Below are 11,438 nucleotides of genomic sequence, written 5' to 3'. Positions count from 1 at the left end.
CGCAGATATCGATATTTTGCCCGAAGTAATCGACCTCGGCAACAACTCGATTTGTGGGTAAGAGACAGGCCTAAAGGGCGGGATTCTCGCCTTGAAAAAAGATAGCGCCGGCGTCGGTACCGGAGTTCCCGGACGAAGAACATGGATCCCGTCTCACTGTCGCCCACGTCTGCGGCCCCCTGTTTCGCCTCCAGATAGGTCTGCTCCAGTCCTTCGACGGTGACTGATCGGTCGGGGTCGTAGACGTACTCGTGGACGTGCCACCGGTTGTCGCGCAGCACCCCGTGGTACGACGCGAAGGGAAAGTCGTCGAACCCGGTTCGGTAGAACCGGTACCGGTCGAAGGAGTCGGCGTCGCAGTCGATGTCGACGTCCCCGAGGGTGGCGTCGGTGAGGTCGTAGGCCGCGACCCCTATATTGGGTTGGTCGAGACGCCCGGCCGAGACGGCCGCTTCGACTAGGCGGCATCGGAGATCACCAGCAGGGCGAACCCGGAGTTCCTCAACCCGACTCTCCGCGAGGTCAAGGATCGCGTCCTCGCCGACCGTTATGTTTTGAAAGGTTGCGAAATCGGCCGCGGCGCCGGCGAACTCTGCCCCCGACTCGAAGGCGGACGACACGAACTGGGCGGTCCCGACGGCGAGGTTCGGAAAGTGAGCCCTGCCCACGATGGTCGTGTCGTCGACGCTTAACCACCCGTCGATCCGGCAGGCAGCGAGGTCGACGCCACCCTCGAACCGAGTGGCAGCGACCTGGAGACGTCTGTCGAACGACCCCCGACGGGCCCGGAAGACGGCCCCGCACGCCGACGTCCCGACCGTGCTTCCCTCGAGTGCGACCTCCATCTCGAAGGACGCGCGGTCGGCCACCAGCCGGCCGATCTCCGCGTTCTCGATCGCGACCGGGTGTCGAACCACCGCGCCCGTGAGGTCCAGCGTCCCTTCGACGGTGACGTTACGGAACGTGAGGTGACCCACGTCGTCGCCATCGACGACCAGCGCCGACAGGTCGAGTTCCGGGAGGTGGACGTCGACGTAGTCCCGCCTGGCGGGATCGTCGGCGTCGAGGTCGTCGACGACCGCCGTGCGGAAGTCCGCTCCGGTCACGCCGGCCGCCGCCCGCTCCCCGGGCCGGAGGTGGAACACGCACCGCTCGTGGTCGTCGGCAGCGGGACGCGGACACGTCCGCTCGTCGCCCGCCGCCTCGTACCGGTGCACGCACCCGCTCACCGCCGCCGGTCACCTCCGCGCGCGTGTCGAGCCATTCGTGTGTGGTGATTGCGGGTGTGCTCCATATCGGTGTGGGTCTCCGCGCGGGCTTCCGGGCCCGGTGTCGGTGTCACTTCGGGGAGAGACCGGGGAGGCCGACTTCCACCGCCCCGAAGACCCTGAGCAGGCTAGCGACGATCGCCACCACGGCGAGCGCGACAAGTACGACTCCCCCGATCAGCAGTGGGACCGACGTCGACGCCGTGGCCAGGGTTCCGAACGCGAGCCCCACCCCGAACACCCCGAGGTAGCTCCCGAGACAGAACAGCGACACTCCGCTGTAGGGGCCGTCGGCGTACGCGTAGACCCCGCTCGCCAGCCCGAGCGCCGGGAGCACGACGAAGTACACCGTCGCTCCGACGCCCGACGTGGCAGCATCGATCGCTGCGGCGGGATCCTGTGCGTACAGCACGCCGACCACTATCAGGAATCCGGCGAGTAACGCGGCGCTGCCGGCGTCACCGGGGTCGATGTTCGGTGTGTGTTCGGACAAAATTCGTGATGCTGCAGGTGGGTATCGCTCGGTCCGTCAGTGTCGAATTATTCCTGGGCCCGCTCCATCTCGTAGCTCAGCCGGTGGGGCATCACGCTCAGCGCGCGGACGATCCCCGCCAGCGCGAAGAAGATCCCCACGAGAACGTGTGCGACGCCGCCGAGCTTGAGCCACAGGAGCGTCGAGGGCCACTTGTGGATCGCGGCCAAGGCGCCGTTAACCGCTGCGCCCCGAGTGCCACCGCTCCCGCCCGCGAGACTGGTGTCGGGGAACTGCGTGAAATACGTCTCCAGCAGCGGGTGGAACGCGGTCAACTCGAAGAAGATCGCCGCGCCGACCAGCAGGTAACCGGTCGCGGCGAACGCCGCGCCCACGAGTAACATCTTCTTAATCGACCCGACGGTCGATTCGATCTGTTCGAGCGGCATACGATTCGGGTATTCCGATGCCATACCCCTACAGACGGGAGTATGATATAAACCACCATACCGGACGTGGGGATGGGTTGCACAGTCGCGTGGCAGTTCTATACCCACACCCGTTCGACATCCGTACGGGCGCGGTCGTTCGTCCCCGGCCAGCCGTGCGACACCGAAGTTCGGCGGACACACTGATGACGCCCGGTCATAAACGATGAAACGAGTATCTATGCACGACGGCACGATCTGCGGATGGCAGTACCGGACGCGGCAGGCGGAGTTGGCGCGGTCCGCGGCTTCGGCTCCCGGCCACGCGTGGAGGCGCCGATGAGCCGGACCGACGGCGATACCCCCAAGCAAGTCGCAACGTGGAGTGACCTCACGGACCGCGAGCCGCAACACGTCCGGGTCAAGGGCGTGGATCTCGTGGTCGTGCGGTACGACGGCGAGGTGTCGGTGCTGTATGGCCGGTGTCTCCACCGGGGCGTGTTGCTCGGTGACGGCCACGTCGACGGCCACAACCTCATCTGCGGCGTCCACGGGTGGGACTACCGGGTCGACACCGGCATCAGCGAGTACGACAACTCCGAAGTCCTGGAGACGTTCGCCGCGTGGGTCGACGAGGGCGACGACGCCGTCTACGTTGACGCCGCAGAGGTGGCAGCGTGGGCCGAGGACAACCCGCAGCCCTACGCGGATCCCGACGACGCCGAGGCGGCCGACGGGTCGATGCAGGCCGCCACCGACGACGTCGAAAGCGGCGCGGTCAACCCCGAGTACTACGGGGACTACGACGACGAGGCGGAGCCACACTCCCACTACATCCAGAAACTCGCACAGCAGGGTCCGGACGGGATCGGCGAGCACGGCAGCGTGTCGGCTATGGGTGTCCCCCGGACGGAGCTTCCGAGTTGGGACGACCTCCAGCTCCTGACCGCCCAACTCGCCCGTAGGCCGCTCGACGACGAGGCCCCGATCGATACCGAACTCGTGATCGGTCCCAACGCCGAGACCCCCCTTCGGCTGGAGATCCCCATCTTCGTGAGCGACATGAGCTTCGGCGCGCTCAGCGAGGAAGCGAAGGTCGCGACCTCGAAGGGCGCGGACCGGGCCGGGACAGGCATCTGTTCCGGCGAGGGCGGGATGCTCCCCGAAGAACAGGAGGCCAACTCCCGGTACTTCTACGAGTACGCGACCGGAAAGTTCGGATGGGACATCGAGAAAGTCGAGCGGGTCCAGGCGTTCCACTTCAAGGCGGGTCAGGGTGCGAAAACCGGCACCGGCGGGCACCTGCCCGGCGAGAAGGTCCAGGGTCGGATCGCCGAGGTCCGGGACCTCGAACCGGGAACGGACGCCGTGAGCCCGGCGCGGTTCGACGACCTGCGGACCCCCGAGGACTTCGCCGCCCTCGCCGGCCGGGTCCGGGAGGTCGGCGGCGGTATCCCAATCGGGTTCAAACTCTCCGCCCAGCACGTCGAGGACGACATCGACTTCGCGCTCGATGCCGGCGCGGACTACGTCATCCTCGACGGCCGCGGCGGCGGGACCGGGGCGGCGCCCGACGTGTTCAAGAACAACATCTCCGTGCCCACGATGGCGGCGCTCGCCCGGGCCCGCCGTCACCTCGACGCCCGCGGCCGGTCGGACGTCACGCTGATCGCGACCGGCGGGCTCCGGACGGAGTCGGACTTCATCAAGGCGATGGCGCTCGGCGCCGACGGGGTCGCGGTCGCGAACGCCGCGATGCAGGCCATCGGGTGTCTCGGGATGCGGGCGTGTGACTCGAACAACTGTCCGGTCGGGATCGCCACCCAGCGGGAGGACCTCCGGAGCCGGATCGTGACCGACTCCGCCGCCGAGGGGTTGAAAAACTACTTCGAGGCGACAGTGAAACTCATGAAGGTGATGGCCCGGGCGTGTGGACACGACAGCCTCTCGGGATTCGAACGCCGCGATCTGACAACCTGGAAGAAGGACGTCGCGGAGCTGACTGGCGTTGAGTACGCCGGTGTTGACGGCGGGAGCCGGTTATAAAACTTCCGCCGGCGTGCGTCCCAGCACGCGATCAGCGATAGGGTCTATGTAGTGGCTGCACACCTTGGTGTATGGCGACAGACACCACTCACCCCGAGCCGACGCCGGAACGGACCGACGTCATCCCGGATTCGTACGCGGTGTACGTGACCGACGCGTGGGTCTACGTGTGGCAGTACCGCGTCAACATCTCCGAACCCGATGGGACGTGGTACTTCGTCGAGACCCTCGATCGACAGAACGACCCGAAGCTCTCGATGGATCACGCCTCGCCGATGCCGCCGACGCCGGACGGGTATTGGATCTACAGCCGGACGTACGACTGTGAACTGGACTGTGAGTAGCGGGGACCGATGGTCGAACTGATCGGCGCCGTGGCGGTGGCGGATGACGGCGCGACCGGGCGCGGCGGCGGCCTCCCGCGGCCCTCGATCCGCGCCGACAGGCGCCAATACCGCGACCGGATCGCCGACGGTCCCACTCGAAACGTGGGCGCGAGCGGGGGAGAGCGTCCGGAGATGAACACCGACGGACCCCCGCCGGCGGTCGCCGACCACCTCGCGGACAACCGCGCGGAACTGTTCGACTGTGTGGCGGCGCTGGTCGGGTTCGACACACAGAGCCCGCCCGGTCGTACCGCCGAGTCGATCACCTCCCGGGTGCCCGCGATCGGCCCCCAGCACTCCCCCCACCCCACCGCGCCGTCCGGCGTTTCGATGCGGACCAGACAGTACTCCCGGGCGTCGATCCACTTCTGTGCGTTCGCAACTCCCTCCCCGAGCTCGCGGCGTAGCGGCACGGCGTCGATAGATCGGATCTCCATCCCTCCCGGTCGTGTGCCGGATCCCTGATAAAGTATGATTATTATTGTACTGGTTCGGGGGTAGGTTCACCACGGCCCCCGAGGAAGCGACTTGTATGGCAGGACACGACCCGGACGTCGCCGCGACAGCCGCCGACGCAACCCCCGCCGTCCCGGAATTGGACCCACTGTTCGACCCCGAGTCGGTCGCGGTCGTCGGCGCCAGCCCCGACTCGTTTTACTCGGGCAACCTCGTGGACAACCTCCTCGATTACGGGTTCGACGGGAGACTCTACCCCGTGAACCCCGGGCGTGACGAGGTGTGGGGCCGCCGGTGTTACGACGACATCGCCGACGTGCCCGAGACGGTCGACCTGGTGGTGGTGAGCGTTCCCCGGGAGTACGTCGTCGATGTGGTGACGACGGCGGGCGAAGCCGGTGTGCCGACGGCGCTCGTGTTGACAGCCGGGTTCTCCGAGGCCGACGACGAGGGCGCGGACCTCGAAGCCCGGTTGGCCGAGGCCGCCGCCGCCGCCGGGATCCGGGTGGTCGGCCCCAACTGCATCGGTGTGATGGCCGCCCGCGGCGCGACGCTCACCTCGACGTGTTCCCGCAAGCCCGACCCCGGCCGGATCGGCCTCGTCAGCCAGTCGGGAGCGCTCGCGTTCACCACGTTCTTCGAGCGCGCGGCCGACCGGGACCTCCACTTCAGCCACATCGTCTCCACCGGCAACGAGGCCGACCTGGGGTTGACCGACTACGTCGCGTACCTCGCCGAACAGGACACCGTCGACGTGGTGTGTACCTACGTCGAGGGCGTCGACGACCCCGAGCGGTTCATGCGGGTGGCCGAACGGGCGGTCCGGAACGGAACCCCAGTGTTGACCGTGAAGATCGGCCAGTCCGACCTCGCGGAGGAGGCCACCCTCTCGCATACGGGGTCGCTCACCGGGAGCGACGAGGGGTGGGACGCGGCCGTCGACCAGACCGGGGTCCAGCGGGTCCCGGACATCCCGGACCTGCTGTCGCGGGCCACCGCCCACACCGCTTACGACGACCCCGACAGCGACAGGGTGTGTATCGCCTCCACCAGCGGGGGGCTCGCGAGCCTGCTCGCGGACATGGCCGCCGAGCGCGACCTGTCGCTGCCGGACATTGACGGGGCGACCCAGGACGACCTCCTCGGCATCGAGGAACTCCTGACCTACGGCGAGTTCCACAACCCCGCGGACATCCGAGGATACGGCGCGGAGGTGCTCCCCGAGATCGCCGACGCAGTGCTTGACGACGACGCCTTCGACGCCTACGTGTTCGCGATCGGGCTCTCCGGCGTCGACGAGCGCGCCGAGACCATCGCGGCGGATCTGGAAACCATCGCCGATCGCGCCGACGACCCGGTGTACGTGCTCTGGACCGGCCGGAAGGCGCCCGACGACCCGACCGCGACACCGCCGTACGCCCGGCTCAGGCAGTCGGTGCCGGTCTACGAGGACCCGGGCCGGTGCCTCGACGCCGTCGCCTCGACAACGCAGTACGTCGCCGACAGCGACCGCGTGGCGTCCCGGCCCTCCAGGGCCGACCTCGCGGCGGGCCTCGGAGGCGCCGCGGTCGATCTGCCCCGCGGGCGCGTTCTGACCTGGGCGGAGGCCGAACCCCTGCTCGACGCGTACGACGTGCCTGTCGTCGACACCCGCGTAGCAACCGACGCCGACGAGGCGGCTGCGGCCGCCGAGGATCTCGGGTTCCCGGTGGTGTGTAAGATCGACTCCCCGGCGCTGCCCCACCGGACGGACGTGGGGGCGGTGGCACTCGGCCTCGACTCGCCCGCGACGGTGCGGGCGGCGTACGACGACGTGATGGGCGCCGCCGTGGCCCACGCTGACGCCGACGCGGACGACGTCGCCGGCGTGCTGGTTCAGCCGATGATCGACGACGGCGTCGAGGCGATGCTCGGCGTCGCGCCGGGTGAAGTGTTCGGGTCGCTGGTCACGGTCGGTCCCGGCGGCGTGTTGGTGGAGGCACTCGGCGGCAGCGAGACGCTCGTGCCGCCGTTCGACCACAGCGACGCGCGGCGCGCGGTCGAAGCGACCGCGTTAGACGAACTGCTGACCGACCGCCGAGAGGGCGACCCGCTCCCCGTTGACGGCGTCGTGGACATGCTCGTGCACGTCGGCGACCTCGCGGCGTCGGTCGACGCGGTGGCGGAACTCGACCTCAATCCGGTGGTCGTCACCGCCGACGGCCCCGTTGCGGTCGATGTGCTGGTTCGGACCGACGAGTAGCGCCACCCGGCCGTCCCGCCGCCGTACGTTTGTCCCGATCAAAACGCCGCGTGCAGTCGCGTACCGAGAGTCAAGGAGAACGCACCGTGGTTTAGCGTGGGGAGGTTGTCAAGGCGTCATCCCACCTTCGAGGACCTCCTCGACGTCGTCTTCGCGCGCCTCGATGTAGCGTTCAAGCAGTTCCGTCTCGACGTCCTCGACCGGGAAGTAGCAGGCGGCCTCGTGGTCGCCTTCGGTGCACTCCGACCGCTCGGGGTCGCCGCGGTAACACTGCTCGCCGGCTTTGGGACACCGGGGCGCGAAGTTGCACCCGGTGGGAAGGTTGACCGGGTTCGGCGGCTCGCCCGGCAGCAACACCCGCTTCCGGTCGGCGTCGGGGTCGGTCCGCGGCGAGGCCGCGAGTAACGACGCCGTGTAGGGGTGTTTCGGCGTGCGGACCACGTCCTCGGTGGCCCCCATCTCCGCGATCCGACCCAGATACATGACCGCCAGTCGGTCGGCGATCTGAGTGAGACTCGCGAGGTCGTGGGAGATGTAGACGATGCCGATGTCGCGGTCGTCCGCCATCTCCCGGAGGATGTTGAGGATGTTCGCCTTCAACGACACGTCGAGCATGGACGCCGGCTCATCGCAGATCAGCAGCGTCGGTTCGAGCACGAGCGCCTGTGCGATCGCGACCCGCTGGCGCTCCCCGCCGGACAGCTGGGCGGGGAGTTGGTCGAGGTATTTGTCGGCGGGTTTGAGCCCGACGTCCTCGACGGTCTGTCTGACCCGACGGTCGATGGTCTCGGGGTCGTGACCCTGAATCTTCAATGGTTCCGAGACCGCCGCCCGGACCCGCTGGCGGGGGTTCAACGAGTCGAAGGGGTCCTGGAAGATGAACTGCACCTGCGAGCGGAACTCCTTCGTGTTCTCCGCCAGCAGGTCGTCGATCGGCGTGGCGTCGATGGTGATCTCGCCGCCGGTTCGGTCCTGGAGCGCGGCGATCACCTCCGCAAGCGTCGACTTCCCGCACCCCGACTCCCCGGCGACACCGACGATCTCGCCCTCGTGGACCGTGAGGTCGACGCTATTGACCGCCTTGACGTAGTCGGGCTCCTTGCCGCGGAAGTCGTCGAGGATCCCCTGCGGCTGTTTGAACCACTTCTCGAGGCCGTCGGTTTCGAGGATGACGTCGCCCACCCCGCCCGTCCGCTCGACCTCGTTCCGCACATCGATCCCCCAGGTCTCGGGGTCTTTGGCCTGATCGCGCATCTCGTCGGCCTCGTCGACGTGGTGGCACGCCGACAGCTGTTCGTTGGCCGCGACCAGGTCGGGGTGGCTCGCCCCGCACTCCTCTGTGGCGAACGGACACCGGTTTTCGAACACACACGACGTGGGCTCCTCGGTGAGGTCCGGCAGCGACCCCGGAATCGAGATGGCCTGCTCGTCGAACTCGTCGACCTCCGGGAACGCGTTCTTCAACCCCATGGTGTAGGGGTTCGTGGGGTTCCGGAACACCCGGTCGGTGTCGCCCTGCTCCATCACCTTCCCGCCGTACAGCACCGACACCTCGTCGCAGGTCTCGGCGACGACGCCCACGTCGTGGGTGATAAGCAACAGCGAACTGCCGAGCTCCTCCTGGAGCTCCATGAGCTTGTTCAGGATCTTGTCCTGGACGATCACGTCAAGCCCCGTGGTGGGCTCGTCCGCGATGATGAGGTCCGGGTCGAGCGCCAGCGCCATAGCGATGGTGACCCGCTGGCGCATGCCGCCGGAGAACTGGTGGGGGTAATCCCCCGTCCGGGTCGGATCCAACCCCACCATCTCGAACACCTCGGCGACACGCTCGTCGGCTTTGGCCTTCGAGACGTCGCGGTGTTTCCGGATGGCCTGTCGGATCTGCGCGCCGACGGACATCACGGGATCCAACGAGTCCATGGCGCTCTGTGGGATGTAGGCGATGTCCTCCCACCGGACCGACATCCAGTCGCGCTCCGAGAGGTCGCGGAGTTCCCGGCCGTCGAACCGGATGCTCCCCGACCGGACGTCGCCGTTGTCGTCGAGGAGTCCGAGCACGGACTTCGCGATGGTGGATTTCCCACACCCCGACTCGCCCACCAGCCCGTAGTTGTCGCCCTCGTCGATCGAGAACGAGACGTTGTTGACCGCGTGGACGTCGTCGCCCGGCATCCGATACGTGATCTTCACGTCGTCGACTTCGAGTAGACTCATTCTTGTTCCGTTTGGAGGTCGGGGTTGACTATCTCCTCGAACGCCCGCCCGACCAGGAAGACGCCCGTGGTGACCGCGCCGATGCCGATCGCCGGCGGGAGCACCCACCACCACGCCACCCGGATGGCGCCCGACCGGAAGACCTGCTCGAGCATGCGGCCCCAGGAGGTCGTGGTCGGGTCGCCGAACCCGAGAAACGCCAACGACGCCCCGGCCACGATCGACCAGCCGACGGCGTAGGCGGTGTAGAGAAAGCCGATCCCGAGCACGTTCGGCGCGACGTGGAGGAACATTGTCCGGAGGTGGCCCGCGCCGCGTGCGCGTGCGGACTTCACGAACGTCCGTTCCTTGACAGTCATCACTTCCGACCGGATGACCCGGGCGGGCATCTTCCAGAGGAACGTCACGAGGACGGCGGTGATGATCCAGATGCTCGGCGTCACGAACGAGAGGATCACGAGCGCCATCGGCAGGAACGGCAGCGCGAACGTCAGATCCGTCAATCGCATGAGGAACTCGTCGACGCGGCCGCCGAAGTACCCGCTCGTGAGGCCGACGAGGAACCCAACCACGCCGGTGCCGACCCCGCCGAAGAGGCCGACGATCAGCGTCGGCCGCGCACCGGCGAGGAACTGGCTGAGGATGTCTTTCCCGAACGACGTCGTTCCCAGGACCGCCTTCCCGCCCGGCGGCTGGAGCCGCATCATCGACCCGCCCTGCTGGAGCGTGTCCTCGATCGGGTGGTACGGCGCCAGCATCGGCCCGAAGATCCCCATAAATCCGAACGTGACGATAATAACGAACCCGAGTTTCGCCGAGTTGTCCCGGAGAACGAACCGGAGCGTCCGCCACGCCCGTCCGCCCTGCGACCGGAGCCGCTCGATCACGGTCTCCGGATCCAAAAAGTACCCCGAGGACATCAGACGTCACCTGCCTCCACGGTCGGGTCGAGTTTCGCGTACGCTACGTCGGCGGTGAGGTTCATGATGATTACTGCGAGTGCCATGATGAACACGGCTGCCTGCACGGTTGGGTAGTCCTGGTTGAGGATGGCCTGGACCAGCGCGCGGCCGATTCCGGGCCACGCGAAGACGACCTCTAGGGTGATGACGCCCTGGAACAGCATCCCGGTCCGGAGCGCGAAGTAGGTGACAAGCGGCAGAAGCGAGTTCCGGCCGGCGCGGCCGAGTTGCTCCATCTCGGAGAGCCCCTTCGCGCGGTGGAGCATCAGGAACTCCGACCCCATCCGCTCGACGACCGAGTTGCGCGCAAGCATCAGGAAGTCGCCGCTGTAGAACAGCACCGTTGCGGCGAACGGGAGGAGGTAGTGTTTGAGGAAGTCCACCGAGAGGTACGTCTCGAGGTAGCCGTCCGGGTTGGCCAACGGACTGCGCATCCCGAAGGCTGGGAGCCACCCCAACCCATACGAGAAGATGATGAGAAAGAGGATCCCGGTCACGAAGATCGGGGTCGCACGAAAGACCGTGGTGACCACGATGCTGGACTGCTCGAACCACGACCCGCGGTTCCAGCCGGCGTACATTCCGGCCAGCGAACTCACGATCGCGGTGGCGACAAGCGCCGGCAGCAGCAGCACCATCGTGTTGACTAGCGCGGGGATGATGATCTCCCCGACCGGGCGCTGCTGGGTGAGCGAGATCCCGAACTGGAAGGTGAAGAGGTTCTGGATGTATTTGACATACTGGACGTAGATGGGTTCGTCCAGCCCGTACATCGCGCGTATTTGATCCACTTCGTCCGGCGTGAGCGACCCCGAGGCGACCAGTCCGCTGAACGGGTCTGCGGGGAGCATCCGGAGGGTGGCGAAGATGACACTGACGGCGATCAGCGTCAGCAACGCCGCAATCAGGGTTCGTTTGAGCAAAAAGCGTCGAAAACTCATTGGTGAATCGGTTCCCGTGACCC

The 11,438-nt window shown here is 67.2% G+C and carries 10 protein-coding genes; 4 read left to right on the top strand and 6 right to left on the bottom strand.

Features of this window, described 5'->3' with window-relative positions; translation table 11 throughout:
• The 3 genes from IEX72_RS12190 to IEX72_RS12180 all read right to left on the bottom strand — a co-directional run.
• The coding region (locus IEX72_RS12190; RefSeq protein WP_188787728.1) for a hypothetical protein at positions 1-1,229 on the bottom strand (1,229 nt) is incomplete at its 3' end.
• A 109-nt stretch (positions 1,230-1,338) separates the two neighbouring features.
• Positions 1,339-1,761 carry a hypothetical protein gene (locus IEX72_RS12185; RefSeq protein WP_188787726.1) on the bottom strand — a complete coding sequence of 141 codons (423 nt, stop codon included), beginning with the start codon at positions 1,759-1,761 and terminating at the stop codon, positions 1,339-1,341.
• A 47-nt stretch (positions 1,762-1,808) separates the two neighbouring features.
• Positions 1,809-2,213, bottom strand: a complete 405-nt coding sequence (locus IEX72_RS12180; protein WP_188787724.1) for a hypothetical protein — start codon at positions 2,211-2,213, stop codon at positions 1,809-1,811.
• Between the two features lie 219 nt (positions 2,214-2,432).
• Here IEX72_RS12180 and IEX72_RS12175 point away from each other — a divergent pair, with 219 nt between their 5' ends.
• The 4 genes from IEX72_RS12175 (at position 2,433) to IEX72_RS12160 (ending at position 7,298) form a co-directional block, all read left to right on the top strand.
• The gene (locus IEX72_RS12175; protein ID WP_229663826.1) at positions 2,433-4,214 is read left to right on the top strand and encodes a glutamate synthase-related protein; all 1,782 of its coding nucleotides are present in this window, start codon (positions 2,433-2,435) and stop codon (positions 4,212-4,214) included.
• Between the two features lie 71 nt (positions 4,215-4,285).
• Positions 4,286-4,558 (top strand): hypothetical protein, encoded by a 273-nt coding sequence (locus IEX72_RS12170; RefSeq protein WP_188787722.1) that lies wholly within the window; start codon positions 4,286-4,288, stop codon positions 4,556-4,558.
• Positions 4,559-4,567: 9 nt separating this feature from the next.
• Positions 4,568-5,065: a hypothetical protein gene (locus tag IEX72_RS12165; RefSeq protein ID WP_188787720.1), complete on the top strand. Its 498-nt coding sequence runs from the start codon at positions 4,568-4,570 to the stop codon at positions 5,063-5,065.
• A gap of 67 nt (positions 5,066-5,132) precedes the next feature.
• A complete protein-coding gene (locus IEX72_RS12160) occupies positions 5,133-7,298 on the top strand; it encodes an acetate--CoA ligase family protein (protein ID WP_188787717.1) in 2,166 nt (721 codons plus the stop codon).
• Between the two features lie 108 nt (positions 7,299-7,406).
• Here IEX72_RS12160 and IEX72_RS12155 read toward each other — a convergent pair whose 3' ends face one another.
• The 3 genes from IEX72_RS12155 to IEX72_RS12145 are packed head-to-tail and all read right to left on the bottom strand — an operon-like array spanning position 7,407 to position 11,415.
• Positions 7,407-9,512 (bottom strand): dipeptide ABC transporter ATP-binding protein, encoded by a 2,106-nt coding sequence (locus tag IEX72_RS12155; protein ID WP_188787715.1) that lies wholly within the window; start codon positions 9,510-9,512, stop codon positions 7,407-7,409.
• Positions 9,509-10,432, bottom strand: coding sequence for an ABC transporter permease (locus IEX72_RS12150; protein ID WP_188787714.1), 924 nt, complete (start codon positions 10,430-10,432; stop codon positions 9,509-9,511). Before IEX72_RS12150 ends, IEX72_RS12155 begins: the two co-directional genes overlap by 4 nt.
• Positions 10,432-11,415: an ABC transporter permease gene (locus IEX72_RS12145; protein ID WP_188787713.1), complete on the bottom strand. Its 984-nt coding sequence runs from the start codon at positions 11,413-11,415 to the stop codon at positions 10,432-10,434. The genes IEX72_RS12150 and IEX72_RS12145 overlap by 1 nt, the downstream gene beginning before the upstream one ends.
• Positions 11,416-11,438: the final 23 nt, after the last annotated feature.

It is taken from the genome of Halobellus salinus, from assembly GCF_014646875.1.
Classification (GTDB): Archaea; Halobacteriota; Halobacteria; order Halobacteriales; family Haloferacaceae; genus Haloquadratum; species Haloquadratum salinum.
This window is presented reverse-complemented; position numbering and strand designations above follow the sequence as displayed.

Bases quoted from the DNA above. Each gene is read 5' to 3' on its own strand.
- IEX72_RS12155 (WP_188787715.1), bottom strand. From the start codon at position 9,512: ATGAGTCTACTCGAAGTCGACGACGTGAAGATCACGTATCGGATGCCG.
- IEX72_RS12165 (WP_188787720.1), top strand. From the start codon at position 4,568: ATGGTCGAACTGATCGGCGCCGTGGCGGTGGCGGATGACGGCGCGACC.
- IEX72_RS12170 (WP_188787722.1), top strand. From the start codon at position 4,286: ATGGCGACAGACACCACTCACCCCGAGCCGACGCCGGAACGGACCGAC.
- IEX72_RS12180 (WP_188787724.1), bottom strand. From the start codon at position 2,213: ATGGCATCGGAATACCCGAATCGTATGCCGCTCGAACAGATCGAATCG.
- IEX72_RS12150 (WP_188787714.1), bottom strand. From the start codon at position 10,432: ATGTCCTCGGGGTACTTTTTGGATCCGGAGACCGTGATCGAGCGGCTC.
- IEX72_RS12160 (WP_188787717.1), top strand. From the start codon at position 5,133: ATGGCAGGACACGACCCGGACGTCGCCGCGACAGCCGCCGACGCAACC.
- IEX72_RS12175 (WP_229663826.1), top strand. From the start codon at position 2,433: ATGGCAGTACCGGACGCGGCAGGCGGAGTTGGCGCGGTCCGCGGCTTC.
- IEX72_RS12145 (WP_188787713.1), bottom strand. From the start codon at position 11,415: ATGAGTTTTCGACGCTTTTTGCTCAAACGAACCCTGATTGCGGCGTTG.